This window comes from Chelatococcus reniformis, assembly GCF_014640075.1.
GTDB classification, from domain to species: domain Bacteria; phylum Pseudomonadota; class Alphaproteobacteria; order Rhizobiales; family Beijerinckiaceae; genus Camelimonas; species Camelimonas reniformis.
The window spans coordinates 770,258-797,053 of record NZ_BMGG01000002.1 but is presented as its reverse complement, the minus strand read 5'-3'; the positions used below and the strand labels follow the sequence as shown (position 1 = coordinate 797,053).

The window sequence follows — 26,796 nt, the reverse complement described above, 5'->3', positions numbered from 1 at the left end:
ACCATGAAGCTCACCGACATCCACGACAATCCCGGTGCCACGAAGGAGCGCATGCGCGTCGGACGCGGCATCGGCTCCGGCAAGGGCAAGACCGCCGGGCGCGGCGTCAAGGGTCAGAAGTCCCGTTCCGGCGTACGCGTGAAGGGCTTCGAAGGCGGTCAGATGCCGTTGCATCGCCGTCTGCCCAAGCGGGGTTTCTGGAACCCCTTCCGCCAGGACCTGAACGAGGTCAATCTCGGTCGCCTGCAGCAGGCGATCGATGCGGGCAAGCTCGATGCGGCGAGCGCCATCACCATTGAGACCCTGGTGGCCGCGGGCGTCTGCTCGAAGCCGCGGGACGGCGTCAAAATCCTTGGCGTCGGCGATCTCAAGGTCAAGGTGACGCTCGAGGTCGCGCGTGCCTCCAAGACTGCGGTCGAAGCGGTGGAGAAAGCCGGCGGCTCGGTCAAGATCCTGGCCGAGCAAGGCGAGGCTACGGCTTCCGCGTGAGCCTGAACGGGCGCCGCGGAACGGGCTCGCGTCCGTTCCGCGACGCGCGGCCGTTGCCGCTGCATCGGGCGGTGCCGGACGCAGATCCGACGGGCTGACCGTGCTGCCGGTCGGGCGTTCCCAGACCGGGATTGCTCCGGCTGCGTACAGGCGAGGGCCCGCCGAAGCCTCCGGAATGCGGACCAGGGGTTGGGGCGACTTGCCTCGGGCCGACGGCTCCGATCCGGCTGGAAAGCAAGGCTGCCGCAGCCCCATATTGGGGGGCCGACCCGGCGGCCGGTTCCGGGATCGAAGGACACAAGAATGGCATCGGCAGCGGAACAGCTCGCGCAGAATCTCAACTTCGGTGCTCTGGCCAAGGCCGAGGAACTGAAGAAGCGGATCTGGTTTACGCTCGGTGCGCTGATCGTCTTCCGTCTCGGCACCTACATCCCGCTGCCCGGCATCAATCCGGAGGCGGTGGCCGACATCTTTCGACAGACCCAGGGCGGCGTGCTCGGGCTGTTCAACATGTTCTCCGGCGGCGCCGTCGGCCGCCTGGCAATCTTCGCCCTCAACATCATGCCGTACATCTCGGCATCGATCATCATCCAGCTTCTGACCAGCATCGTGCCGACGCTCGAGCAGTTGAAGAAGGAGGGTGAGCAGGGCCGCAAGGTCATCAACCAGTACACACGCTATCTCACGGTGGTGCTGGCGGTTTTCCAGGCCTATGGCATCGCCGCCGGGCTCGAGGGCTCCAGCAATGTCGTGCTCGAGCCCGGGTTGTTCTTCCGGATCTCGACGGTGATCAGCCTGGTCGGCGGCACCATGTTCCTGATGTGGCTCGGCGAGCAGATCACCTCGCGCGGCATCGGCAACGGCTCCTCGCTCATCATCTTCGCCGGCATCGTCGCGGAGCTGCCCCAGGCGATCGCCGGAACCCTGGAGCTGGGGCGCCAGGGCGCGCTGTCGACGGGCATCATCCTGGGCGTGCTGGTGATGGCCATCGTCATCATCGCCTTCATCGTCTTTGTCGAGCGCGCCCAGCGGCGGCTTCTCATCAACTACCCCAAGCGTCAGGTCGGCAACCGGCAATACGAGGGGCAGACGTCGTTCCTGCCGCTGAAGCTGAACACCGCAGGCGTCATCCCGCCGATCTTCGCATCCTCGCTGCTGTTGCTGCCGACCACCATCGCCAGCTTCTCGCAGCAGAGCGGCGGCACCGGCTTCCTGTCGCTGCTGGCGACCTACCTGGGCCATGGCCGCCCCGCGTACATGGTGATGTACGTCGCCTTGATCGTCTTCTTCGCTTTCTTCTACACTGCGATCGTGTTCAATCCGACGGAGACGGCGGACAATTTGAAGAAGCACGGCGGCTTCATTCCGGGCATCCGTCCGGGTGAGCGCACCGCCGACTACATCGACTACGTGCTGACGCGGATCACGGTGGTCGGGGCGGCATACCTGGCAATCATTTGCCTCATCCCCGAAGTCCTGATCTCATATGCGTCGCTGCCGTTCTATTTCGGCGGGACATCGCTGCTGATCGTCGTCAGCGTGACCATGGACACGGTTGCGCAGGTACATGGGCATCTGCTGGCCCACCAGTACGAAGGGCTGGTGAAGAAGGCGAGACTGAAAGGGGGACGCCGTCGATGAGATTGATCCTGCTCGGACCGCCGGGCGCGGGGAAGGGAACCCAGTCCAAGCGGCTGATGCAACGCTACGACATTCCGCAGCTCTCGACCGGCGACATGCTGCGCGCGGCGGTGGCCGCGGGGACGCCGATCGGGCTGAAGGCCAAGGCGGTGATGGACGCGGGTCAGCTGGTTTCGGACGATATCGTGATCGGCATCGTGTCCGACCGGGTCGAGGAGCCCGACGCCAGGCGCGGGTTCATCCTCGACGGCTTCCCGCGCACCGTCGCGCAAGCCGAGGCGCTGGATCGCATGCTCAACGGCAAGGGGCTGGCCCTGGATGCGGTGATCGAGCTCAAGGTCGATCAGGCGGGGCTCGTCGATCGCATTCTCACGCGTGCCGCCGAGACAAAAGCGCGCGGCGAAGCGGTGCGAGCGGATGATGATCCGGAGGTGTTCAAGACACGCTTGGCCGCCTACAATCGCGACACCGCCGTCGTGGCGCCCTATTATCAGGCGCGGGGTCAACTGACTGGGATCGACGGATCGAAGCCCATCGACGAAGTGACCGGCGAGATCATTCGGGTGCTGGAGAAGGTTGACGCCTGAAGCGAAAGCCGCTAAGGAGCCCGCTTCCACTCATGCGACACCGCAGGCCTTCACTGGAAGGGCGGTGCCGCACGTTTTTATTTTGAGCTCCCGCGAGGCCGGCCTCCACCGGATGCGGGTTGTAAAGCAAGCTGCCGCAGAGCGGCAGCACGGTCAAGCCCGGCGGATCTGATCCGCCGGCCACATGGAGACGGACTTGGCTCGTATCGCAGGCGTCAACATCCCCACCAACAAGCGCGCGGTGATCGCGCTGCAGTACATCCACGGCATCGGTGCCAAGAAGGCCGAGGAGATCTGCGAGAAGGTCGGTATTCCGGCCGAGCGGCGGGTCAATCAGCTGACCGACCAAGAGGTTCTGCAGATCCGCGAGACCATCGACCGCGACTACATCGTCGAGGGCGATCTGCGCCGCGAAGTCTCGATGAACATCAAGCGGCTCATGGATCTGGGTTGCTATCGCGGCTTGCGCCATCGCCGGCAGCTGCCGGTTCGTGGCCAGCGGACCCACACCAATGCCCGCACCCGCAAGGGCAAGGCCAAGCCGATCGCCGGCAAGAAGAAGTAAGTCGCAACGGCCGGGGCGTCGATCGCCGCGGCCGGCATTGGTCGGCCGCTCGCCTGCCTATCTACTTTCGTCCCGAGGGCGGCAGGCCGCCGCCTGAGGGGCTGTCTCAATCCCGAGCGCCTGGCACGACGGGCGCGCCTGAAGGAACATACCGAGCATGGCCAAGGAAGCCACACGCGTCCGCCGTCGCGAGCGCAAGAACATCGTTTCCGGCGTCGCGCATGTGAACGCCTCGTTCAACAATACGATGGTGACCATCACCGACGCGCAGGGCAACACCATCTCCTGGTCGTCCGCCGGAACGATGGGGTTCAAGGGTTCGCGCAAGTCGACGCCGTATGCCGCGCAGGTCGCGGCCGAGGACGCGGCGCGCAAGGCGGCCGAGCACGGCATGCGCACGCTGGAGGTCGAGGTGTCCGGGCCGGGCTCGGGCCGCGAGTCGGCGCTACGGGCGCTGCAGGCGGCGGGCTTCACTGTGACATCGATCCGGGACGTGACCCCGATTCCGCACAACGGGTGTCGGCCGCGCAAGCGCCGCCGCGTCTGATCAATTGATGCTCCGGCTTTGCCGGAGCTTTGTCGTTGGTGGCGCCGTCACCGACGCCACGCAATCGAGATCCGCAGAGGTGTGCTCGTGATCCAGAAAAACTGGCAGGAATTGATCAAGCCGAGCAAGCTCGAGGTGACCGCCAGCGACCACCGCAAGTCGGTCGCGACGCTCGTGGCCGAGCCGCTGGAGCGGGGTTTCGGCCTCACGCTCGGCAATGCGCTTCGCCGTGTGCTGCTGTCGTCGCTGCAGGGGGCCGCGGTGACCGCGGTCCACATCGACGGCGTGTTGCACGAGTTCTCGTCGATCCCGGGTGTCCGCGAGGACGTGACCGATCTCGTCCTCAACATCAAGATGATCGCCATCAAGATGCAGGGGGACGGCCCCAAGCGCATGACCTTGCGCAAGCAGGGTCCCGGTCAGGTGACCGCGGGCGACATCAACGCCGTCGGCGACATCCAGATCCTCAATCCGGACCTGCCGCTGTGCACGCTCGACGACGGGGCCGAGATCCGGATGGAGTTCACCGTCAACACGGGCAAGGGCTACGTGCCCGCCGAGCGCAACCGTCCTGAGGATGCGCCCATCGGCCTCATTCCGGTGGACAGTCTCTACAGCCCGGTCCGCAAGGTCTCGTATCGGGTCGAAAATACCCGCGAGGGGCAGATCCTCGACTACGACAAGCTGACCATGGAGGTGGAAACCAACGGCGGCCTGACGCCTGAGGACGCCGTCGCCTACGCCGCGCGCATCCTGCAGGATCAGCTTGCGATCTTCGTCAACTTCGAGGAGCCGCGGCGCGAGGAGGCGGGTGTCTCTGCTGCACCTCAGTTGCCGTTCAATCCGGCCCTGCTCAAGAAGGTCGACGAGCTCGAGCTGTCGGTCCGCTCGGCCAACTGCCTGAAGAACGACAACATCGTCTACATTGGCGACCTCATTCAGAAGTCCGAGGCCGAGATGCTGCGGACCCCGAACTTCGGCCGCAAGTCGTTGAACGAGATCAAGGAAGTGCTGGCGACGCTGGGCCTGCACCTTGGCATGGAAGTGCAGGGCTGGCCTCCGGAGAACATCGAGGATCTGGCCAAGCGCTTCGAGGAGCACTACTGAGGCGCGGCCCCGAAAGAGGGGCTGTCTCTCGAACTTGAAAGATGGGGCGGGACGCCGGTGTCCCGTCTTCAGCGCCGGTCGGCGGCGACAACAAAGCAGCGGCCGTACCGTGGCACGGCGGTCGCATAATCAGGAGATAGCCAACATGCGTCACGGTTTCGCCCATCGGCGTTTCAACCGCTCGTCGGAGCATCGTCAGGCCATGTTCGCCAACATGGCCGCCGCGTTGATCAAGCACGAGCAGATCACAACCACCCTGCCGAAGGCCAAGGACCTGCGTCCGATCGTCGAGAAGCTGGTGACGCTCGGCAAGCGCGGCGACCTGCACGCGCGCCGGCAGGCGGTGGCGCAGATCCGCGACGTCGCCATGGTCAAGAAGCTCTTCGACGTGCTGGGCCCACGCTACAAGGAGCGGCCGGGCGGCTATCTGCGCATCATGAAGGCCGGCTTCCGCTATGGCGACAATGCCCCGCTGGCCGTCATCGAGTTCGTGGACCGTGACGTCGACGCCAAGGGCATCGATTCCGGCCCGACCCAGGAAGCGGCGTAAGCCGTTCAGAGGCGCGCCCGCAGGCGCGCTGCGGCTGCGGAGAAGTGCCTCGAAGGCTGGAGCGCGTCCGCGCAACCGGATGACCTCATCCGGTTGCGTCGTGCTTTTAGCGCCCGGGCGGGCGGCAGCAGGCAGGCGGGTTTGCCCTGACCGACGGTCCGCCTATATGCAGTCGGTCTCCATCTGACGGTTGACCCCATGCGCGCATCACCGCTTCTGCCCCGCCTGTTTCCGGTCCTCTTCGTCGCCGCCCTGGCGCTGCCAGCCTCGGCGCAGGAGCGCGCGACGCCGCAGTCACGCAGTGAGATCCAGCTGTCGTTCTCGCCGGTGGTGAAGCAGGTGGCGCCGGCGGTGGTGAACGTCTACGGCGCCCGCGTCGAGCGGCGTCAGCAGAATCCGTTCTTCGACGATCCGTTCTTTCGCCGCTTCTTCGGCGGCGATTTCGGCGTGCCGCAGGAGCGGGTACAGCGCTCGCTGGGCTCCGGGGTCATCGTCGATCCGTCCGGCATCATCGTCACCAACCACCACGTCATCGAGAACATGACGGAGGTGAAGATCGCGCTTGCCGACAAGCGCGAGTTCGACGTCGAGATCCTGTTGCGGGATCCGCGCACGGATCTCGCCGTGCTGCGGATCAAGGGCACCCACGCGCCTCTGCCGGTCATGGCCATCGGCAATTCGGATACCCTGGAGGTCGGCGACCTGGTGCTCGCCATCGGCAACCCCTTCGGCGTGGGGCAGACGGTGACGCAGGGGATCGTCTCCGCGCTTGCGCGCACCCAGGTCGGCATCGGCGACTACCAGTTCTTCATCCAGACCGACGCGGCCATCAATCCCGGCAATTCGGGCGGCGCGCTCGTCGACATGCAGGGACGGCTGGTCGGCATCAATTCCGCGATCTTCTCGCGCTCCGGCGGCAGCGTCGGCATCGGCTTCGCCATTCCGGCGGCCATGGTCAGGATCGTCGTCGAGTCGGCCAGGAGCGGCGGCAAGTCGGTGAGACGTCCCTATTTCGGCGCCAAGTTGCAGGTCGTTAGCGCAGACATCGCCGAGAGCATGGGCCTCGACCGGCCGACGGGAGCGCTGGTCGCCGGCGTGTTCGAGGCGGGTCCGGCGGTCGAGGCGGGGCTGAAGCGGGGCGACCTCATCCTGGCCGTCGACGGGCAGACCATCGAGGACCCCGATGCCTTCGGCTACCGGCTTGCCACCAAGCCCTTGGGCGGCACGGCGGCGCTCACGGTGCAACGGGGCACCCAGAAGCTCACCCTTACCGTCAAGCTCAGCCCGGCGCCGGAGACGCGGCCACGCGAGGCGGTCAAGCTGCCCGCGCGCTCGCCCTTCGCCGGGGCGACGGCGTCCAATCTGTCGCCGGCGGTGGCGGAGGAGCTCTCTCTGGAGGTGGCGAGCGAGGGCGTGGTGCTGAGCGAGGTGCCCGAGGATACGGATGCGGCGCGCGTCGGCCTGCGCAAGGGCGACGTGATCCTGGCCGTGAACGGCGAGACGATCAAATCGTCAAAGGACCTCGATCGCGCGCTGAACCAGCGTGCCCGCTTCTGGGAGATCACCATCAATCGGGCCGGCCAGGTCTTCACGGCCGTTCTCAACGGCTAGACGCTTTCGAGCGAAGTGGAAGCCGGTTCGCGTGAAAAAAACGCGACAAATCAAATAGATAGAGCATTTCGGCGATTTGAAGAGACGCGGAATGCCTTAGCGCCTCGCGCGCTCGGGTGGAAGCAGCCGATCGCGCTTGAAGGGCGACACGCTCGCGGGCTCTCGGCCTGATCGGGTGAAGGCGAAACCTCTCGATCAAGCCGAAGCGCAGCGCTCTTACGACGAGTATTTGATCGAGCAGCCGTACGAGCGCGTTGCCGACACGGCGACCGGCTTGCCCGTCGTGACCGCGACAAGCGCTTCGTCCACGTAGTTGCGGGCGGTCTTCAGGTCGGCCTGGTTGGTCGACGGCTTGTCGTCGATGGCGCCCATGTAGGCGAGCGTGCCGTCCGGTGTGATCACGTACATGTCGGGGGTGGTGCGGGCGCCGTAGAGCCGCCCGAGCTCACCCTTGGGGTCCATCACCACGTCGGTCGGTGCGGCGCCCCGGTCGACGCTCAGCTTGTTGGCCTCGGTCGGACTGACGCCGCCTTGCTCGCCTGGGGCCGACGACAGCACCGTAAGCCACACGATGCCCTGTCCGGTCCACTTCTTCTGCAAGGCCTGCATGGCGCCGGTGTAGTGCTTCTGCACGAAGGGGCACTCGTGGTTGGACCATTCGAGCACCACCGTTTTGCCCTTGAGGGCGGCGAGGGATACCGGCTTGCCCCTGGCATCGGTGGCGGAGAAGGCCGGTGCCGGCTGGCCGACCTTGGCGGCCGCCGACGGTGTGGCCGCGTAGGCGGCCGAGGCGCCGAGCGCGGCGACGCCGAGGGCGGACAAGACGAGGAGGGCACGGCGCGATCGGGCCGGTGATGCAAAGGTCATGGCAAAACTCCCGGGTTCGTGAGGGGTAACGCGACGCAACGCGGATGTACGAAGCAACTCAGAAGAGCGAGCGGGACGGGGTGGCCCCGGAGGGGCCGTCCGGCGCGCGCTCTGCGGCTCGCGTCGTAACGCGCGCGAACTCCGCCATCACGGTCGCTGGCGTCAGCACCTGTGGCAGCACGATCGGCTCCGCCCCGCGGGTGTAGAGCAGGTAGAGCGGCACGCCGCCGCGTCCATACCGGTCCAGCACCCGGGTGATCTCAGGGTTCTGATTGGTCCAGTCGCCCTTGAGATAGGCGATATCGCGGTCCTTCATGGCCCCCCGAACCGCATCGGTCGCCAGTGCCACGCGTTCGTTGACCATACAGGTGATGCACCAGGCCGCGGTCATGTTGACGAACACCGGCCGGCCGGCGGCCACCAGTTCGTCAAGGCGCGCCTGGCTGAAGGGCTCGACGCCCTGCTCCTGCGCCAGTGCCTGCGGCGCGGCCGGTCCGAGTCGGTCCTCCCTGACGATGTTGACCAGGCCGGCCAACGCGGCAATGGCGAGGAGGGCCACGGCCCGCGTCGCCCAGGCAAGGCCACCGCGCGAGAGCCCGGCGATGCCGATGAGCCAGACGGTGAAGGCGACGAGGACCAGCCCGCCCAGGGCGGCAAACAGCCCTGCGGGACCCACCTGTTGGCTCAGCACCCACACGAGCCAGGCGACCGTCGCGTAGAGCGGAAAGGCCAAAGCCTGTTTCAGCCGGTCCATCCACAGGCCGGGGCGCGGCAGCCGCCGCAGCAGTGCGGGCGAGAACGCGAGCACCACGAAGGGCAGGGCGAAGCCGAGGCCCAGGGCCAGAAACACGGCCATGGCGGTGGCAGCCGACTGCGTCAGCGCAAAGCCGATGGCTGCGCCCATGAACGGACCCGTGCACGGGCTCGCGACCACCGTCGCCAGCACGCCGGTGAAGAACGAGCCGGAGAGGCCCGCCCTCCGGGTGAGACCATCGCCGATGCCGGCGAATGACGCGCCGATATGGATGGCGCCCGACAGGGCAAGCGCCATGGTGAGCATGATGTAGGCCAGGGCGGCCACGACCATCGGCGATTGTAGCTGGAAGCCCCAGCCTACCTCCATGCCCGCCTGACGCGCGGTCAGCAAGACGGCGGCCAGGGCACCGAACGCGGCCAGTACGCCGGCGCCGTAGGCGAGCCCGTGCAGGCGCATGTGGCCGGGTGTTTCGCCGCCACTGTTGGCCAGGGCCAGCACCTTGATCGAAAGGACGGGGAAGACGCACGGCATCAGGTTGAGCACGATGCCGCCCAGCAGCGCCAGCGCGGCGGCGCCGAGCAACGTGAGCACGTCCCCGCCACCGGGGGGCGGCCGGGTCGCGGGCGGCGATCCCTCGCCCGATCTGAAGGCAGGGGCGGCGGTAAGGGCCGGGGCCGCCTTGCCGCCCGTGTCGATGGCGTAGGCGCGGCGCGCGGCGGTGCCGTCGGTGACACTGAGGACGCCGGCGACTGCGGCGGGCGTGGCGCTCGCCAGGGTGCTGCGGGCCATGGTCAGCGTCAGCCCGTCGCCCTCGCGGCTGAACGCCTGCTCGGCCGCGTTGTCGATCAGGCTGTCGTCGATCGGAAAGAAATAGGCCGAGGTGACCGCGTCCCCGGCCCCCAGGCGCTCGAGCTTCAGGGTGAGCGTCTGAGCGGTGGCCTCGAATGTGGCCTTGCCGGGCTGGGGGGTGGGCAGCGCGGCGCGGGCGGCCGCGAAGACCGCGGCGTTGTCAGGGTTCGCTGCAGCGGGGCTTCCGGGGACCGCGAGCGGCAGGTCGAGCGACAGTTGCGCCTCGCCCGGTACGCACTCCTTCTCGCAGACGAGCCAGGTGGCGTGGGCCTGGAGCCCGACCGTGCCGCGAGCCGCCAGGTCCTTGGGCGGCATGACCTGCGTGAGTAGAACGGCTTCGCCGTCGTAGCCGAAGTTGACGAGGGGGCCGACCGGGATGCGGGCCGGCGTCGGCCAGACGATTTCGCCGACGGTGAAGCCGGCCGGCAGCGTCCATTTGATTTCGGTCGGCAGGCCGGAATCACCCGGGTTGCGCCAGTAGGTGTGCCAGTGCTCCTTCATGCGCAGGCGCAGCGCCACCCAGAAGGGCTGCCCGGCCTCAACCGCGGCTGGCTCGGCGAGGAGGTCGGCCTTGACCAGGTCGCTGCGCTTGCCGGCGGCCACCGCGGGCGTGGCCGCGAGGCCCGCCAGTGCCAGCAGGGCCAGGGTGGCTAAGAGCGACGCCCGTATGCGCAAGGCGCGTGTCATTCCGTCTCCCCGCATGGGATCTCCCGGCGCCGCAAAACCCGACGTCTTGCTTAAAAACCGCCTTCGCGGCTGCAATAGGGCGCCATGCCTGCCGTCCGATAGCCATTCGTATCCGATCCGGCGATCGTTACATAATCTCGTACGTGAGCAAGACCATGCTCACGTGAGCCGTCCACGCCGTCCCGCCCCGGTCGGGCGAATGGCGCAGGGAATTGAACGATGACCAATCTCTTTGCTGCCGCGGGGCTGGAGCGCGAGGCGCCGCGTCCGCTCGCGGACCGGCTCCGGCCGGCCTGTCTGGCCGACGTCGCCGGGCAGGATCATCTGGTCGGGCCCGATGGGGCGATCACGCGCCTGCTCGCCTCCGGTGCGCTCGGTTCGCTGATCTTCTGGGGCCCGCCGGGGACGGGCAAGACCACGGTCGCGCGCCTGCTGGCGGGTGAGACGAAGCTCAAGTTCGAGCAGATCTCGGCCATTTTCTCGGGGGTCGCCGACCTCAAGAAGGTGTTCGAGGCGGCGCGTGGGCGCCGCTCGACCGGCCAGGGGACGCTGCTGTTCGTCGACGAGATCCATCGCTTCAACCGCGCCCAGCTCGATGCCTTCCTGCCCGTGGTGGAGGACGGCACCATCACGCTGATCGGCGCCACCACCGAGAATCCGTCGTTCGAGCTCAACGCCGCCTTGTTGTCTCGCGCGCGCGTCATGGTGTTCAAGCCGCTCGATGAGACGGCAATTGAGGATCTTCTTCTAAGAGCCGAGAGAATCGAGACAAAGCCACTACCGATCGACTCGGAAGCGCGGGCCTCCCTGGTGCGGATGGCCGACGGGGACGGCCGCGCGGCGCTCACGTTGGCGGAGGAGGTCTGGCGCGCTGCGCGTCCGGGCGAGGTGTTCGACATCGAGCACCTGCAGGAGGTCGTGCAGCGGCGCGCGCCAATCTACGACAAGACGCAGGATGGCCATTACAACCTGATTTCGGCGCTGCACAAGACGGTGCGCGGCTCCGACCCGGATGCAGCGCTTTATTATCTGGCGCGCATGCTGGACGCGGGGGAGGATCCGCTGTTCGTGGCGCGGCGGCTGGTGCGGATGGCCATCGAGGATATCGGGCTCGCCGATCCGCAGGCGCTCGTGATCTGCAACGCGGCCAAGGACGCCTACGACTTCCTGGGCTCGCCGGAGGGCGAGTTGGCGCTGGCTCAGGCCGCGATCTATCTCGCCACGGCACCGAAATCGAATGCCGCTTACCTGGCTTTCGGCGCGGCGACGCGGACAGCCAAGGCCGCCGGCTCGCTGGCGCCGCCCAAGACCATTCTCAACGCGCCGACCAAGCTGATGAAAGCCGAAGGCTACGGCTCGGGCTATGCCTACGACCACGACGCCCCGGATGCCTTTTCGGGGCAGGACTACTGGCCGGAGAAGCTCGGCCGCCAGCACTTCTACGCGCCCGCGCCACGGGGCTTCGAGCGCGAGATTGCCAAGCGTCTCGAGTATTGGGAGAAACTGCGGCGGGAGCGTCGCGAGGATTAGGCGCCGAGTGCGCTTCGGCGATCGGGATGTCGCGGCCTGGCGATACTTCAACTCGGCAGTGGCCCCGGTCAAAGCGCCTCATGCGCCGGCGGCTTGTCGGCCAAGGGCGCAGCCGGGCGGGCCGCTTGCGCTTTGGCGCGCAGCGAGCGGGCCACGAGCGTGCGCAGTACGACATAGTTGACGAGCCCGGCGAGGACCTTGGCGCCGACGGCGACGAAGGTGATGTAGAAGCCCCACAGGCGCATGTCGCCGGTGAGGGCGATGGCGATGTTGATCAGTCCGAGCGCGAACATGAGCGCCGCCCACGCGTAACCACCGGCGTCGATCGCCGCCGGGTCGAGGTTGTCGCGCGCCGGCCGCGGCAGGTAGCGACCCATCCAGCCTCGCCGCAGCATGACCGCGCCAACGGCGAAATGGCCGATACTCGGCTTGAACATGACGAATCGGCTGTCATGGGTGATCAGGGTGGCGCCGCCCAACCCCAGGACCAGGCCGATGCTCAACCATTGCATGAGGTTGATCGCATGGCCCCTGGCGCGCATCCAGGCGAACTGCATCACGGCTGTGCCGACGGCGAGACCGGTGGCGAGAATGATGTCGCCGGTGACACCGAAGACGGCCAGAAAGATGATGGTCGACAGAAAGTCGCCGAACAATTCGGCCAGGGCGGTCGCCATGGGCAGTCCTTCTTGCGACCGCCAGCGCTGCGCCCGCGGCCGGCCAGCGGCAACGGTGGCTGCTGCACCGACGCGGCTGGGGTGCTAGACACGAAATGAGCGCGGCGGGGCGAAATGCAATGGCCGGTCCTTGCGCCGGCGATCGCGCTGCCCCGGAGGATATCGGATGGTCGGTTTGAGCGAAGGCAAGCTCCTCTGGACGCCCACCGCGGCCTATGTCGAACGCGCGCGGATCACGCACTACATGGCGTGGCTGGCCGAACACCGCGGGCTGGCGTTCACCGACTATCAGAGCCTGTGGGAGTGGTCGGTCGACAACCTCGAGACCTTCTGGGCGACCGTTTGGGATCACTTCGACATCAAGGCGGAGCGCCGCTACGATTCCGTGCTGTCCAGCCGTGAGATGCCCGGGGCGCGCTGGTTCGAGGGCGCGCGGCTCAACTATGTCGACCAGGTGCTGCGTCACCGGGGCGACGACCCCTCCTGCCGCGCCATCGTCTATGCGTCGGAAGGCGTCCCGACCGCCGAGATCTCCTGGGGCGAGCTGCGCGCCAAGGTGGCGGCCATGGCCGCGTCGCTGGCCGAGCTCGGCGTCGGCCCGGGCGACCGCGTGGTGGCGATCATGCCCAACATTCCCGAAACCATCGTCAGCTTCCTGGCGGTGGCGAGCCTTGGCGCGGTCTGGTCGCTGTGCTCGTCGGATATGGGCGAGAACGCGGTCCTCGACCGTTTCACGCAGATCGAGCCGAAGGTGCTCATCGCGGCCGATGGCTATCGATATGCCGGCAAGCCCTTTGCCCGCGGCGCGATGGTCGCCGGTATCGCGCGCGAGCTGCCCAGCCTGAAGGCGGTCGTGATCCTGCCGCGGCTCGAGCCGGCCGTGGACCACGCGCTCTTCCCGGGAGCGCACGATTGGAGCGAACTGGCGGCGCGCCGCGCGCCGCTCGCGATCCTGCCGGTCGCGGCCGACCATCCGCTCTGGGTGGTCTACTCGTCGGGCACGACGGGGCTGCCGAAGCCGATCGTGCACGGCCACGCCGGCATCACCCTTGAAATGGTCGCCATGCAGGCGCTGCACTGCGATCTGGGGCCCGACGATACGGCGCAATGGTACACGAGTTCGGGCTGGATCATGTGGAACGCGCAGGTCGCGGCGCTCGCCTCCGGCGCCTCGATCGCCATCTACGACGGCAACCCGGGCTATCCCGACCTCGGCGTGCTCTGGACATTCGTCGAGCAGGCCAGGGTCACCGTGTTCGGGGCCGGCGCTGCGTATTTCGCGGGTTGTGCCAAGGCCGGTCTGAAGCCCAACGAGCTTGCCGATCTGAGCAGCCTGCGGGCCCTGTCGTCGACCGGTTCGCCGTTGTCGGCGGAAGCCTATGAATGGATCTATGGCAACGTGCGCAGCGATATCTGGCTGTCGCCGATCTCCGGCGGCACCGACTTTGCCGGTGCCTTCATCTGCGGTACCCCGATCCTGCCGGTCTACGCCGGCGAGATGCAGTGCCGCGCCCTGGGGCACAAGGTCGAGGCCTTCGACGAGAGCGGCCACCCGGTGATCGACGAGGTGGGCGAACTGGTGTGCACCGAGCCCGTGCCCTCCATGCCGCTGCAATTCTGGAACGATCCCGGCGACCGGCGCTATCGTGAGAGCTACTTCGAGGTCTTCCCGGGCGTCTGGCGGCACGGCGACTGGATCAAGATCACGCCGCGCGGGGGCGCCATCATCTACGGCCGCTCGGATGCGACCATCAACCGGCATGGCATCCGCATGGGCACCAGCGAGTTCTACCGGCTGGTCGACGAGTTTCCGGAGGTCGCCGACAGCCTGGTGGTCGATCTGGAGTTTCTCGGGCGCGAGTCGTTCCTCTACCTGTTCGTCGTCCTGCGCGACGGGGCCACGCTCGACGACCGGTTGGCGGGCGCGATCAACGTCCGCATCCGCCAGGCGCTGTCGGCGCGCCACGTGCCGAACGCCATCGTCGCCGCACCCGCGGTGCCCTACACGCTATCCGGCAAGAAGCTGGAGGTGCCGATCAAGAAGCTGCTGCTCGGCCACGCGGCGTCCGGCATCGCCAACCGTGACGCGATGGCCAACCCGACGAGCCTCGACTGGTATATCGCCTTTGCCGCCGCGCGCACCGCTGCCGAAGAGCCCGCCGCGACGGGGTAGGATCATCGGCCCGGCCCTTACCCGCGGTCTGCTCGCCGCCCGGGTGTCGTGCCCTCATTTTCGTGGACCGCAGATGATGTTGAGGAGCTTCCCATGACGCGCGCTGGCGGACGGAGCGGCGCAAGGCCGCCGCGCGCCTCCGGCCCGGGTGCCGCCTCGAAGGCGGCCGGCGGCCGGGCCCGGGCTGGCGGCCCGGCGAAGTCCAAGCCCGCTGCGGGGGCCGCGGGCCGCGGAAAGCGGCCGGGCGCGGCCGAGACGTCGCCGCCGCGCCGGGCGGCGGGCGTCGGCCGGCGTCAGGACGAGCGTGGCACGGCCGGCGCCGGCAGTGTGCCGCCCCGCGGCCCGGCCCAGCCGCGGGCGGCGGCCAAGGCGCAGACCGCGGAGACCTTGGCCAGCGGCGTCCAGACGCTCGCCGTGGGACCGGACGAGGCGGGCATGCGGCTCGACCGCTTCCTGGTCGCCCGCTTCCCGCAGCTCGCCTTCACCCACATCCAGCGCATCGTGCGCAAGGGCGAGCTGCGCGTCGACGGCGGCCGCGTGAAGCCCAACGACCGGCTCGAGGCAGGACAGCAGGTTCGCGTCCCGCCGCTGAAGCTCGCCTCGGCGCGCCCGAGCAGCCGCACACCGGCGCAGGACGAAGGCGACGCGGCCTTCATCAAGTCGCTGGTGCTCTACGAGGATCGGGACATCATGGTGCTCAACAAGCCCATGGGCCTTGCCGTGCAGGGCGGTTCAGGCACGCGCCGCCACGTGGACGGCATGCTGGAAGCGCTGCGCGACAAGGAGGGTCAGAAGCCGCGGCTGGTTCACCGGCTGGACAAGGACACTGCCGGCTGCCTGGTCATCGCCAAGACGCGGCTTGCCGCCGCCACGCTGGCCAAGAGCTTCCGTTCGCGTGCGGCGCGCAAGATCTATTGGGCCCTGGTCGCCGGGGTGCCGCGCGTCAAGCAGGGCCGCGTATCGACCTATGTGGCCAAGGAGGAAGGCGAGGAGGGCGATTCGCGCATGGGCGTCGCGCGTCATGGCGACGAGGGCGCCAGCCATGCCGTCACCTATTATGCGCTCGTCGAGAATTCGGCGCAGAAGCTGGCCTGGCTCTCCCTCAAGCCGGTGACCGGACGCACCCACCAGTTGCGCGTCCATGCCGCTCACATCGGCCATCCGATCGTCGGCGACCCCAAATACTTCGATATCGAGAACTGGGAACTGCCCGGCGGCATCCAGAAGAAATTGCATCTGCTGGCACGGCGTATCGTCATTCCCCATCCGCGCACCGGAACGCCCGTCGATGTGACCGCACCGCTGCCGCCCCACATGGCGCAGACGTGGAACCTCCTGGGGTTCGATGCCAGCCGCTACGACCCCATTGTCGATTCGCCCGACGAATAGGTGCCGGGGAATTCCGTCGGCGTCCGGAACCGTCTAGGGAGTCGTCGCCTTTTTCGACAGCGGCTGCGACCGCGTGAGTGCAAGCCATGGCTTCGACCGACCAGGACCCTGATCCGATCCGCATCAGCCAGCGGGCGATGCGGCCGACGCTGCCGCGACGCTTCTACACGGAGGTGGCCGTCACCCAGGACGAGGAGGGCCGCTTCTCGGTCCGTCTCGACGGGCGCGGCGCCCGGACGACGGCACGCCGGCCGCTGGCGTTGCCGACCCAGGCGGCGGCCGAGGCGGTGGCACAGGAGTGGCAGGCCCAGCGCGATGTCGTCGATCCCTCCACCATGCCGATGACGCGTATGGTCATGGCGGCGCTCGATACGGTCTCGGACGACCCGCGGCCGATCGTCGCCGAGGTCGCCAAATACGGCGGCAGCGATCTTCTCTGCTACCGCGCGGCGGAGCCGCAGTCGCTGGCCGACCGCCAGACCGCGTGCTGGGATCCACTGCTGAGCTGGATGCATGAGCGCTACGGGGCGCGTTTCGTGTTGGCGGAGGGGGTGATGTATGCGGCCCAGCCCCAGCCCACGATCGAGGCGGTCGAGACGGCGGTGCGCGCCATGCCGGTGCCGTTCGGCCTTGCTGCCATGCACGTGCTGACCACGCTGTCCGGCTCCGTCGTGCTCGCCCTGGCCGTGGCGCAGGGGCGCTTGACGCCCGAGGCCGCATGGGCCGCGGCGCACGTGGACGAGGACCATCAGATCGAGCGCTGGGGCGCCGACGAGGAGGCGACCCTGCGGCGCAGCCGGCGTTTCGCCGACTTTGCGGCAGCGGCGAAGCTGCTCGCGCTGGCGTGACCGCCTAAGCCTGGCCTCGGCGCTTTCCGGCCGGATTGCGGCCCGATTTCCGGCCCCATCCCGATCCCCAATCGCTTCGTCGCGAGCCCGGGGATGACCATGCCAATTGTTGCGCGTTCAGCGTTCGCCGTGTTGGCGGCGGTACTGCCGGCTGCTGCCCTCGCCGAGGAGGCGGCGGCAGACCGCAAGCCCGTGCTCGCCGTGGAAGGGGTGGGCACTGCCGAGACGGCGCCGGATACAGCTCGATCGCCTCGGCACTAGACTAACATCACGGCGCTGGCCAACACCGGCCTGCTCAAGATCAACACGGTCACTTTCGATGTGAAAAATCGCCGCGCCGTCCTGAACGAAGCGCGGCGCGCGGCGGTGATCGACGCCCGCGAACAGGCCGACGTCTACGCCGATGCCGCCGGGCTGCGGCTGGTCGAGATCACCGATATTGCCGATGGCAACGCGCGACCGCCGATCAGCGGCGAGGCCGATTTGCCTGTAGCGCATGAGGGCGTTCGCACGCTGGCGATCCTGCCGCCCGCCACACTCCGCTTCGACGCCAGCGTGCAGATGCGCTGGCGCATCGCGCCCAGGTGATGCGCGTTGTGCACTGCCGGCCCACATCGCGCGCGAACCCTATTCCGTCCGTGCACGATGCCGTGATAGGGAGCGAGCGACTCCTTGGACAGGTTCGATCGCGAGGGACGGGATGAAGCATATTCTCGAGGCGCTGGAAGAGCGTCGGGCTGCGGCGCGGCTCGGGGGCGGTGAAAAGCGCATCGAGGCGCAGCACGGCCGCGGCAAGCTGACCGCGCGTGAGCGGATCGAGCTTCTCCTCGACAAGGGCTCCTTCGAGGAGTTCGACATGTTCGTGCAGCACCGCTGCGTCGACTTCGGGATGGCGAGCCAGCCCAAGACGCCGGGCGACGGCGTCGTGGTCGGCTGGGGCACCGTCAATGGCCGCACCGTCTTCGTCTTCGCCAAGGACTTCACCGTGTTCGGCGGCTCGCTCTCCGAGACGCACGCGCTGAAGATGATCAAGATCCAGGACATGGCGCTGAAGATGCGCGCCCCGATCATCGGCCTCTTCGATGCCGGCGGCGCGCGCATCCAGGAGGGCGTCGCGGCGCTCGGCGGCTACGGCGAGGTGTTCAAGCGCAACGTCATCTCCTCCGGGGTCATCCCGCAGATCTCCGTGATCATGGGCCCGTGCGCCGGCGGCGACGTCTACTCGCCCGCCATGACGGACTTCATCTTCATGGTCCGCGATACGTCCTACATGTTCGTCACCGGCCCCGACGTGGTGAAGACGGTCACCAACGAAACGGTCACCGCCGAGGATCTGGGTGGGGCCAAGGTGCACACCAGCAAGTCGTCGATCGCCGACGGCGCCTGGGACAATGACGTGGAGGCGCTGCTCCAGGTGCGCCGCCTGCTCGACTTCCTGCCCGCCAACAACACCGAGGGCGTGCCGCGCTGGCCGAGCTTCGACGACCCGGACCGGATCGACAAGTCGCTCGACACCCTCATCCCCGACAGCCCGAACAAGCCCTATGACATGAAGGAACTGATCGGAAAGGTCGTCGACGAGGGCGACTTCTTCGAGCTGCAGGAGGCCTACGGGCGCAATATCATCACCGGTTTCGGCCGCATCGACGGGGCGACCGTGGGCATCGTGGCCAACCAGCCCATGGTGCTGGCGGGAGTGCTGGACAGCGACGCCTCGCGCAAGGCCTCACGCTTCGTGCGCTTCTGCGACAGCTTCGAGATCCCGATCGTGACCTTCGTCGACGTGCCGGGCTTCCTGCCGGGCACCGCGCAGGAATACGGGGGCCTGATCAAGCACGGTGCCAAGCTGCTCTTCGCCTACAGCCAGGCAACGGTGCCGCTCGTCACCATCATCACCCGCAAGGCGTTCGGCGGCGCCTACGACGTCATGGCCTCCAAGCACATCGGCGGCGACGTTAACTATGCCTGGCCGACGGCGCAGATCGCGGTCATGGGCGCCAAGGGCGCGGTCGAGATCATCTTCCGTAGCGACATCGGCGATCCCGAGAAGATCAACGCCCGCACCAAGGAGTACGAGGAGCGCTTCCTGTCACCGTTCGTCGCGGCCGAGCGCGGCTACATCGACGAGGTGATCATGCCTCATTCCACCCGCCGGCGCGTGGCGCGCGCGCTCGCCATGCTCAAAGCCAAGAAGGCGGAGCAGCCCTGGAAAAAGCACGATAACATTCCCCTCTGAGGCTTCGCGGGCCCAGCGCTGCCAGCGGATCCAGTCTCTCTTGGGCGCCGGCCCGGCCCGCGCCCCGTCGAAGGAGCCACCATGAGCAAGACCCCCATGCGCGTCGCCGTCACGGGCGCGGCCGGCCAGATCGGCTATGCCCTGCTGTTCCGCATCGCCAACGGCGACCTGCTCGGCAAGGACCAGCCGGTTCACCTCAATCTGCTCGACCTGCCCCAGGCGCTCCCGGCCGTGAAGGGCGTGGTCATGGAGCTCGACGACTGCGCCTTCCCACTGCTCGCCGGCGTGACCATCACCGATCAGCCCAAGGAAGCCTTCAAGGACGTGGATATCGCCATCCTCGTCGGCGCCCGGCCGCGCAGCAAGGGGATGGAGCGCGCCGATCTGCTCACCGCCAACGCCGAGATCTTCACCGTCCAGGGCAAGGCCCTGAACGAGAGCGCCAAGCGCAGCGTCAAGGTGCTGGTGGTCGGCAATCCGGCCAACACCAACGCCTACATCGCCATGAAATCGGCGCCGGACCTGCCGGCCTCGGCCTTCAGCGCCATGCTGCGGCTCGACCATAACCGGGCGCTGTCGATGCTGGCGGCCAAGGCGAAGGTACCGGTGGCGGAGATCGAGAAGCTCGCCGTGTGGGGCAACCATTCGCCGACCATGTATCCCGACCACCGCTACGCCACCGTCGGCGGCAAGAAGCTCTCCGAGCTGATCGGCGACGAGGCCTGGATCAAGGATACCTTCATTCCGGACGTCGCCAAGCGCGGTGCGGCGATCATCGAGGCGCGCGGCCAGTCGTCGGCGGCATCGGCGGCCAATGCCGCCATCGATCACGTGCGCGACTGGGTGCTGGGCAGCGACGGCAAATGGGTGTCGATGGGCATCCCCTCTGACGGCAGCTACGGCGTGCCGGAGGGCGTGATGTTCGGCGTGCCGGTGATCTGCTCGGGCGGTTCCTACACACGCGTCGAGGGGCTCAGCTTCGACGCGTTCTCCCAGGAGAAGGTCAAGGTGACGCTCGACGAACTGAACGGCGAGCGCGAGGCGATCGCGCATCTGCTCGCCTGAGCGTCGTCAAAGCCGGGCGATGCGGTGAGCGCATCGCCCGCTGGCACGACACTCGAAACACGCTAAACGCGGGACAGGGTTCCCACTTGGGCCCCAACCATTGTCAAGACTCGAACGGAAGCGGGCGGGGCATGTTCAGCAAGATCCTCATCGCCAACCGCGGCGAAATCGCCTGCCGCGTCATCAAGACCGCGCGCAAGATGGGCATCAAGACGGTGGCCGTCTTCTCCGACGCGGACGCCGAGGCGCTGCACGTGGAGATGGCGGACGAGGCCGTGCACATCGGCCCGGCGCCGGCGGCGCAGTCGTACCTGCTGATCGACAAGATCGTCGAGGCCTGCCGCGCCACGGGGGCCGAGGCCGTGCATCCGGGCTACGGCTTCCTGTCCGAGCGGGCCTCCTTCCCCGAGGCGCTCGCCGCGGCCGGAATCGTCTTCATCGGCCCCAACCCCAAGGCCATTGAGGCCATGGGCGACAAGATCGAATCGAAGAAGTTCGCCAACGCCGCCAACGTCTCGACGGTGCCGGGCTTCCTCGGCATCATCGAGGATGCCGAACATGCCGGCACGATCGCCAGCGAGATCGGCTTTCCGGTGATGATCAAGGCCTCCGCCGGCGGCGGCGGCAAGGGCATGCGCATCGCCCATTCGTTGGACGAGGTGAAGGAGGGCTTCGACCGCGCCAAGTCCGAGGCGAAGTCGTCCTTCGGCGACGACCGGGTGTTCGTCGAGAAGTTCATCGTCAACCCGCGCCACGTCGAAATCCAGCTGATCGGCGACAAGCACGGCAACGTCGTCTACCTGAACGAGCGCGAGTGCTCCATCCAGCGCCGCAATCAGAAGGTGATCGAGGAGGCCCCGTCCCCGTTGCTCGACGAGGCGACCCGCCGCGCCATGGGCGAGCAGTCGGTCGCGCTCGCCAAGGCGGTCGGCTATGATTCGGCCGGCACGGTGGAGTTCGTCGCGGGTCAGGACCGGTCGTTCTTCTTCCTGGAGATGAACACCCGCCTCCAGGTGGAGCATCCGGTCACCGAGCTGATCACCGGCATCGACCTGGTCGAGGAGATGATCCGCGTCGCCGCAGGCGAGAAGCTGCGCTTCACGCAGGCCGACGTGAAGCTCGACGGCTGGGCGGTCGAGTCCCGTGTCTATGCCGAGGATCCGACCCGCAACTTCCTGCCCTCGACGGGTCGTCTGATCACCTACCGCCCGCCGGCGGAAGGCACCACCGACGGTATCACCATCCGCAACGATACCGGCGTCTACGAGGGCGGCGAGATCTCGATCTATTACGATCCGATGATCGCCAAGCTGGTGACGCACGCGCCGACGCGGCTGGCGGCGATCGACGCGCAGGCGAGGGCCCTGGACGGCTTCGCCATCGAGGGCATCCGTCACAACATTCCGTTCCTTGCCACGCTCATGCAGCATCCGCGCTGGCGCGAAGGGGCGCTGTCGACGGGCTTCATTGCGGAGGAGTTCCCCGAGGGCTTCTCCAATCCGCCGCCCCAGGGCGTCGTCGCCGAGCGCATGGCGGCGGTGGCGACGGCCATCGATCACCTGCTGAACGGGCGCAAACGGGCGATCAGCGGCCAGCTACCGACGGCAACGCCAGTCAGCTTCGAGCGCGACCGGGTGGCCATGCTCGGCGACGTGGCCCACGTGGTCAGCGTCGAGGGCAACTGCGGCGAGGCGGTCCGGGTGACGCCCGAGGGGCGCGACAGGGCGATCGAGGTCCGGTCGGACTGGAAGCCCGGCAGTCCGGTATGGGCCGGAACGATCGACGGCCAGCCGTTCACCATGCAGGTGCGGCCGATCCTCAACGGCATCCTGATCGCGCACGCCGGCACGTTCGCCGCAGCCCGCGTCTTTACGCAGCGCGAAGCCGAGCTCGCGCGGTTGATGCCGGTGAAGCAGGCGGCCGACACCGGCAAGCAGCTGCTCTGCCCGATGCCCGGCCTGGTCAAGTCCATCGCCGTCGTCACCGGCCAGGAGATCAAGGCGGGCGAGCCCTTGGCCATCGTCGAGGCGATGAAGATGGAGAACGTGCTGCGCGCCGAGCGCGACGGCACCGTCTCGAAGATCCACGCCAAGGAAGGCGACAGCCTGGCGGTCGACGCGGTCATCCTCGAGTTCGCCTGACGGCTCGGGAGCAGGGGCGGCGCGGCGGCGATGCCGCTCCGCTTTGCCTACGGCTCCAATATGGATTTGACCGCCGTGGCGGGCGCTGCCGGCCTCGCGGCCCGTCGGCCCGGCGCAATCGCCGGGGCATCGTTTCATCGTTCACGCTCGAGGCCGGGCCTCGGTCGTCCAGCATTGCCGGTGGCAGCGCGACCGCTATGAGAATGGCGCCGCCGGGCTTTATCGGAGAAGCTGTTGCGCCGCGCGGGTGCTGCAGCGCTCCGGGGCGGGGGAGGGGCGCCGGCCCGTAATTATCGTTTCGTCATCCATGTTTAGTGTGCACGCGCTAACGCTTTGCGCGGCCCGCGTTTGACGAACGTCGAAACAAGCCGAAACATGGCGGTCCCGCGGCTCCCTCCAGCCCGTTCGCGTCCACCCCGCACGAGCCCCCCGATGCAGAAGCTGAGATCCCACCATCTCGATCAGCGCCCGCCGTTCGAGTGCATCGCGCTCCTGCTGCAGGGCGGCGGGGCGCTCGGTGCCTACCAGGGCGGCGTGTATCAAGCCCTGCACGAGTCTGGGCTGGAGCCGGACTGGGTGGCAGGCATCTCGATCGGCGCCATCAACTCGGCGATCATTGCCGGCAATGCTCCTCAGGAGCGGCTGGCGAAACTCAGGGCGTTCTGGGAGGGCATCACCGCGCATCCGGCGTGGGACGCGCTCAGCAGCCTGACCCACCAATTCGCATCCGGCGAAGCGATGCGGTCGTGGCTCAATCAGTCGAGCGCGTCGATGGCCCTGGCGGCGGGCGCGCCGGGTTTCTTCGCACCGCGGATTCCGACGCCGTGGTTCTCGGCCCCCGGCTCGGTCGGGGCGACCAGCTATTACGACACGCGCGATCTCAAGGGCACGCTCGAGCGCCTCGTGGACTTCGATCGGCTCAATGCCGGCGCCATGAGGCTGAGCGTCGGCGCCGTGAACGTGCGCACCGGCAATTTCGCTTATTTCGATACGACCACGGACGTCATCCGCCCCGAGCACATCATGGCGAGCGGCGCCCTGCCGCCCGGCTTCCCGGCGATCGAGATCGAGGGTGAGTGCTACTGGGACGGCGGACTGATCTCCAACACGCCGCTGCAATGGGTGGTGGAGACGAGCGGCGCGTACATGGACACGCTCGCTTTCCAGGTCGACCTGTGGAGCGCGCTGGGCGAGATGCCAAAGGATCTCATCGAGGTCGATGTGCGTGAGAAGGAGATCCGGTTCTCCAGCCGTACGCGGGCCGCCACCGACCAGTTCAAACATCGTCAATTACTGCGCGGCGCCCTGTCGGCGCTGCTCGGCAAGCTGCCCAAGACCTTCGAGAGTGGGCCGGAGCTGGAGCTGCTGCGGCCGTATGCCGGCCACAAGGTCTACAACCTCGTCGAGCTGATCTACCGGTCCAAGCACTACGAGGGCAGCAGCAAGGACTACGAGTTCTCACGGCTGAGCATGGAGGACCACTGGCGCTCGGGCTACGACGACGCCGTCCGGGCGCTTCGCCAGCCGGAGATCTACGAGCGGCCGACGTCGCTCGACGGCGTGTCGACCTTCGATTTCGGCTGAGCCTCGCGTTGGGCTGGCCCCTGTTGTGCCGGCGCGCACCGGGCATCCGCGCTGCCGATGAGTCCCGCCCTGACCTTGCTTGAGACCACGGAGCCGACGATGAACGAACAGGACGTGCGCAAGAAGGCCTACGCCATGCCGCTGACGAGCCCGGCCTTTCCGCCGGGACCGTACCGGTTCCACAACCGCGAGTTCCTCATCATCACCTACCGGACCGACCCGGATAAGCTTCGCGCCGTGGTGCCGGCGCCGCTGGAGGTCACCGACCCGATCGTCAAGTACGAGTTCATCCGCATGCCCGATTCCACCGGCTTCGGCGACTACACCGAGACCGGACAGGTGATCCCCGTGACCTTCAACGGCCGCAAGGGCAACTACACTCATTGCATGTTCCTCAACGACGAGGCGCCGATCGCCGGCGGGCGTGAGCTGTGGGGTTTCCCCAAGAAGCTCGCCAGCCCATCGCTCAAGGTGGACAGCGACCACCTGCTCGGCACGCTCGACTACGGCTCCACCCGCGTTGCCACGGCGACCATGGGCTACAAGCACTATCCCTTCGACATCAAGGCTGTCGAAGCCTCGTTCGCCTTGCCCAACTGGCTGCTCAAGATCATCCCCAATCCGGATGCCTCGCCGCGCATCTGCGAGATCGTCGAGTACGCGCTCGAGGAGGTAACGGTGAAGGGCGCATGGACCGGCCCGGGTGCCCTGGCGCTGACGCCGCACGCGCTCGCCCCGGTCGCCGAGTTGCCGGTGCTGGAGGTGATCTCCGCCATGCACATCCAGAGCGACCTGACGCTGGGCCTGGGCAAGATCGTGCACGACTACCTCGCCGAGCGCTGACCGCTTGGGCCCGGCGAAGTGGACGTCTATATTGCGGGCAGGAGACCACCATGGGCCTGCCCGCAAATATCAGCGAAAGCGTCACGGTTCTGGGCGCCGCGGTCGAGCAGATCGCGCGCACCATGGCGGTTCTTGCGCGCGGCGATCGACCGGGCGGAGGCGCAGACAGCGCCAGCCGAACTGGATGAAGTCGCGAGCGTCCGCAATGCACTTGGGGCGCAGGCCGCCGCGTTAGAGTTGCTCAAGCAGGATCTTGCCAAGTTGGCTATCGTGGCAGCGGAGCTCGACCGCAATCGGCATGACGATGCATTCCGCAGGTCTCTGGCGAAGTATCCGGTGATTACGTCGTATCTGGGCCGGTGAGGCGGTGGAGCCTGTCTGGTTCACCCCCGACCAGATCGAGGAATTGAATGCCATCGTTGTCGAGGCGAGCGGCGAAAACCATTTTGTTCTCAGCCGCTCCCTGCTCGAAAGCGCGGCCGTTCGCCCCTAGAACCTCTTCCACTACGAGCCGATGGACGACCTCATCGTGCTCGCAGTGCGGCTCATCGAGGCGATCGCCAGAAACCACCGCTTCGAGCAGGAAACAAGCGGACCGCGTTCATGCGGGCGTCGCGTTTCTCGACGTGAACGGCGTCGAGGTCGACGTTCCCGACACCGAAGCGAGCGCAATGCTCATCGAAGCCCTCGTCACCGGCGGCGCGAGCGCCGACGACGTGATCGCTCTGTTCCGATCGGGGCGCTTCGGGCCGCATCTGAGGCGCTCAGGTCGCCTTCCTGGCCTCGGGAGCTTCGAGCGGCCCACCCGCATCGCGCCAGGCGCCGAAGCCGCCGGCCATGTGGGCGACGGGTTGGAGGCCCATGTGCTTGGCGGTGGCGGCGGCGAGGGCCGAGCGCAGGCCGCCGGCGCAGAAGAAGACGAACGTCTTGTCCTCCCCGAACACCGGCTTGTAGTAGCGGCTGGCCGGATCGATCCAGAACTCCAGCATGCCGCGCGTGCAGGAGAAGGCGCCCGGGATCTTGCCTTCGCGCTCGCGCTCGCGTGGATCGCGAATGTCCACGAAGGTGACGTCGTCACGGCCGTGAAGCGCCAGCGCCTGGGCGACCGTGAGGGTCTCGATGGCCCGTTCGGCCTCCTCTACGAGCTGCTGCGAGCTCACAACGATGGTCTGCGCCATGGCGTTCTCCTTGATCGTGCGTTTCCGCCGCAGATTTGATCAATCGCGCGCCAATGACAATGTGGCGAGTGCGCTTGCCGCGCGTCGCGGGCCGGGCGAGAGCCGCTGAGGCTGAGAGCGGGAGCCGACGCATGAATCCGTTTTCGGTAGCCGACTATATTGCAGTCGCCTTCTTTGCCGCGGCCTGGGGTGGCTACACGCTGGCGGTGGAGCGCTGGCGCGGTGCCCACCGCAGCCTCAACATGCGGATGAACGGGTTCCGCCTCGTGTGGATGGAGCGCATGTGGGAGCGCGAGCAGCGGATCGTCGATGCTAGCATCATGGCGGCGCTGCAGAACGGCACGGCCTTCTTCGCCTCGACCGCGCTCCTTGCCATGGGCGGCTCGCTGGCTCTGTTGCGCTCGACCGACGACGTGCTGCGGCTCATCGCTGATCTGCCGTTTGCCGTGATGACCAGTCGGCTCGGATGGGAGATCAAGGTCGTCGGCCTCGTCATCATCTTCGGCTATGCCTTTTTCAAGTTCGCCTGGTCGTACCGCCTGTTCAACTATGCGGCCATCCTGATCGGCGCGATGCCGCCGCCGCAGGAGCGCCGGGAGGGGGCGCTGCACGTGCGCCGCTGCGCTGCCATGCACGTTGCGGCAGGTCGGCACTTCAACCGCGGTCAGCGGGCGTTCTTCTTCGCGCTCGCCTACCTGGGCTGGTTTGTGAGCGCCTACGTGATGATCGCGGCCACGGCGCTTGTGCTGCGGGCCATGTGGCGACGACAATTCTCGTCGGAGGGCCGTGCCGCCCTCGAGCTCACGTCGCCGGCCGAGGCGGGCGGCGACGCGGCAGCCGAGAAGGGGCCTTGACGCGCCTGACCGGGAGCGCGC

Annotated in this window: 25 protein-coding genes; 21 read left to right on the top strand and 4 right to left on the bottom strand. The window is 67.5% G+C overall.

The annotated features are described in order from the left end of the window. Nucleotides 1-3: 3 nt before the first annotated feature. The 8 genes from rplO (at nucleotide 4) to IEW34_RS08030 (ending at nucleotide 7,097) form a co-directional block, all read left to right on the top strand. Nucleotides 4-489, top strand: coding sequence for a 50S ribosomal protein L15 (gene rplO, locus IEW34_RS08065; protein WP_188608610.1), 486 nt, complete (start codon nucleotides 4-6; stop codon nucleotides 487-489). Nucleotides 490-792: 303 nt separating this feature from the next. Further along, nucleotides 793-2,130: a preprotein translocase subunit SecY gene (gene secY, locus IEW34_RS08060; RefSeq protein ID WP_188608609.1), complete on the top strand. Its 1,338-nt coding sequence runs from the start codon at nucleotides 793-795 to the stop codon at nucleotides 2,128-2,130. Next, nucleotides 2,127-2,717, top strand: a complete 591-nt coding sequence (locus IEW34_RS08055; RefSeq protein ID WP_188608608.1) for an adenylate kinase — start codon at nucleotides 2,127-2,129, stop codon at nucleotides 2,715-2,717. The genes secY and IEW34_RS08055 overlap by 4 nt, the downstream gene beginning before the upstream one ends. A gap of 196 nt (nucleotides 2,718-2,913) precedes the next feature. Then, entirely contained in the window at nucleotides 2,914-3,282 is a 369-nt protein-coding gene (gene rpsM / locus IEW34_RS08050) for a 30S ribosomal protein S13 (RefSeq protein WP_188608607.1), read from the top strand. Nucleotides 3,283-3,439: 157 nt separating this feature from the next. Next, nucleotides 3,440-3,829: a 30S ribosomal protein S11 gene (rpsK, locus tag IEW34_RS08045; RefSeq protein WP_188608606.1), complete on the top strand. Its 390-nt coding sequence runs from the start codon at nucleotides 3,440-3,442 to the stop codon at nucleotides 3,827-3,829. 81 nt (nucleotides 3,830-3,910) lie between these two features. Then, nucleotides 3,911-4,936 (top strand): DNA-directed RNA polymerase subunit alpha, encoded by a 1,026-nt coding sequence (locus tag IEW34_RS08040; RefSeq protein ID WP_188608605.1) that lies wholly within the window; start codon nucleotides 3,911-3,913, stop codon nucleotides 4,934-4,936. A gap of 145 nt (nucleotides 4,937-5,081) precedes the next feature. After that, nucleotides 5,082-5,486 (top strand): 50S ribosomal protein L17, encoded by a 405-nt coding sequence (gene rplQ, locus IEW34_RS08035; RefSeq protein WP_188608604.1) that lies wholly within the window; start codon nucleotides 5,082-5,084, stop codon nucleotides 5,484-5,486. Nucleotides 5,487-5,684: 198 nt separating this feature from the next. Next, nucleotides 5,685-7,097: a Do family serine endopeptidase gene (locus IEW34_RS08030; protein WP_188608603.1), complete on the top strand. Its 1,413-nt coding sequence runs from the start codon at nucleotides 5,685-5,687 to the stop codon at nucleotides 7,095-7,097. Nucleotides 7,098-7,313: 216 nt separating this feature from the next. Here the strand turns inward: IEW34_RS08030 and IEW34_RS08025 are convergent, their stop codons facing one another. Continuing rightward, nucleotides 7,314-7,964 (bottom strand): redoxin domain-containing protein, encoded by a 651-nt coding sequence (locus IEW34_RS08025; protein ID WP_188608602.1) that lies wholly within the window; start codon nucleotides 7,962-7,964, stop codon nucleotides 7,314-7,316. 58 nt (nucleotides 7,965-8,022) lie between these two features. After that, nucleotides 8,023-10,257 carry a protein-disulfide reductase DsbD family protein gene (locus IEW34_RS08020; protein ID WP_188608601.1) on the bottom strand — a complete coding sequence of 745 codons (2,235 nt, stop codon included), beginning with the start codon at nucleotides 10,255-10,257 and terminating at the stop codon, nucleotides 8,023-8,025. A 219-nt stretch (nucleotides 10,258-10,476) separates the two neighbouring features. On the opposite strand from IEW34_RS08020, the gene IEW34_RS08015 reads away from it, so the two are divergent. After that, nucleotides 10,477-11,787, top strand: coding sequence for a replication-associated recombination protein A (locus IEW34_RS08015; protein WP_188608600.1), 1,311 nt, complete (start codon nucleotides 10,477-10,479; stop codon nucleotides 11,785-11,787). A gap of 68 nt (nucleotides 11,788-11,855) precedes the next feature. Here IEW34_RS08015 and IEW34_RS08010 read toward each other — a convergent pair whose 3' ends face one another. After that, nucleotides 11,856-12,464 (bottom strand): inner membrane-spanning protein YciB, encoded by a 609-nt coding sequence (locus IEW34_RS08010; RefSeq protein WP_188608599.1) that lies wholly within the window; start codon nucleotides 12,462-12,464, stop codon nucleotides 11,856-11,858. Nucleotides 12,465-12,630: 166 nt separating this feature from the next. Between IEW34_RS08010 and IEW34_RS08005 the strand changes: the two genes are divergently transcribed. From IEW34_RS08005 to IEW34_RS07955, 11 genes are all read left to right on the top strand, one after another. Beyond that, nucleotides 12,631-14,637 carry an acetoacetate--CoA ligase gene (locus tag IEW34_RS08005; protein WP_188608598.1) on the top strand — a complete coding sequence of 669 codons (2,007 nt, stop codon included), beginning with the start codon at nucleotides 12,631-12,633 and terminating at the stop codon, nucleotides 14,635-14,637. Nucleotides 14,638-14,730: 93 nt separating this feature from the next. Further along, entirely contained in the window at nucleotides 14,731-16,026 is a 1,296-nt protein-coding gene (locus IEW34_RS08000; RefSeq protein WP_188608597.1) for an RluA family pseudouridine synthase, read from the top strand. An 86-nt stretch (nucleotides 16,027-16,112) separates the two neighbouring features. Further along, nucleotides 16,113-16,874, top strand: a complete 762-nt coding sequence (locus tag IEW34_RS07995) for an ATP12 family chaperone protein (RefSeq protein ID WP_188608596.1) — start codon at nucleotides 16,113-16,115, stop codon at nucleotides 16,872-16,874. Between the two features lie 93 nt (nucleotides 16,875-16,967). Beyond that, a complete protein-coding gene (locus IEW34_RS07990; protein WP_188608595.1) occupies nucleotides 16,968-17,135 on the top strand; it encodes a hypothetical protein in 168 nt (55 codons plus the stop codon). A gap of 6 nt (nucleotides 17,136-17,141) precedes the next feature. After that, nucleotides 17,142-17,462 carry an SIMPL domain-containing protein gene (locus tag IEW34_RS07985; protein ID WP_188608687.1) on the top strand — a complete coding sequence of 107 codons (321 nt, stop codon included), beginning with the start codon at nucleotides 17,142-17,144 and terminating at the stop codon, nucleotides 17,460-17,462. Between the two features lie 112 nt (nucleotides 17,463-17,574). Beyond that, a complete protein-coding gene (locus tag IEW34_RS07980; RefSeq protein ID WP_188608594.1) occupies nucleotides 17,575-19,110 on the top strand; it encodes an acyl-CoA carboxylase subunit beta in 1,536 nt (511 codons plus the stop codon). 81 nt (nucleotides 19,111-19,191) lie between these two features. Further along, nucleotides 19,192-20,175 carry a malate dehydrogenase gene (locus IEW34_RS07975; RefSeq protein ID WP_188608593.1) on the top strand — a complete coding sequence of 328 codons (984 nt, stop codon included), beginning with the start codon at nucleotides 19,192-19,194 and terminating at the stop codon, nucleotides 20,173-20,175. Between the two features lie 131 nt (nucleotides 20,176-20,306). Then, on the top strand, nucleotides 20,307-22,316 hold the full coding sequence (locus tag IEW34_RS07970; RefSeq protein ID WP_188608592.1) for an acetyl-CoA carboxylase biotin carboxylase subunit: 2,010 nt from the start codon (nucleotides 20,307-20,309) through the stop codon (nucleotides 22,314-22,316). A 432-nt stretch (nucleotides 22,317-22,748) separates the two neighbouring features. Further along, nucleotides 22,749-23,900, top strand: coding sequence for a patatin-like phospholipase family protein (locus tag IEW34_RS07965; RefSeq protein ID WP_188608591.1), 1,152 nt, complete (start codon nucleotides 22,749-22,751; stop codon nucleotides 23,898-23,900). Nucleotides 23,901-23,999: 99 nt separating this feature from the next. Further along, the gene (locus IEW34_RS07960; RefSeq protein WP_188608590.1) at nucleotides 24,000-24,743 is read left to right on the top strand and encodes an acetoacetate decarboxylase; all 744 of its coding nucleotides are present in this window, start codon (nucleotides 24,000-24,002) and stop codon (nucleotides 24,741-24,743) included. A 132-nt stretch (nucleotides 24,744-24,875) separates the two neighbouring features. Continuing rightward, nucleotides 24,876-25,106, top strand: a complete 231-nt coding sequence (locus IEW34_RS07955) for a hypothetical protein (protein ID WP_188608589.1) — start codon at nucleotides 24,876-24,878, stop codon at nucleotides 25,104-25,106. Nucleotides 25,107-25,507: 401 nt separating this feature from the next. Here IEW34_RS07955 and IEW34_RS07950 read toward each other — a convergent pair whose 3' ends face one another. Beyond that, nucleotides 25,508-25,921 (bottom strand): rhodanese-like domain-containing protein, encoded by a 414-nt coding sequence (locus tag IEW34_RS07950; RefSeq protein ID WP_188608588.1) that lies wholly within the window; start codon nucleotides 25,919-25,921, stop codon nucleotides 25,508-25,510. Nucleotides 25,922-26,052: 131 nt separating this feature from the next. On the opposite strand from IEW34_RS07950, the gene IEW34_RS07945 reads away from it, so the two are divergent. Further along, a complete protein-coding gene (locus IEW34_RS07945) occupies nucleotides 26,053-26,775 on the top strand; it encodes a DUF599 domain-containing protein (RefSeq protein WP_188608587.1) in 723 nt (240 codons plus the stop codon). Nucleotides 26,776-26,796 lie beyond the last annotated feature (21 nt).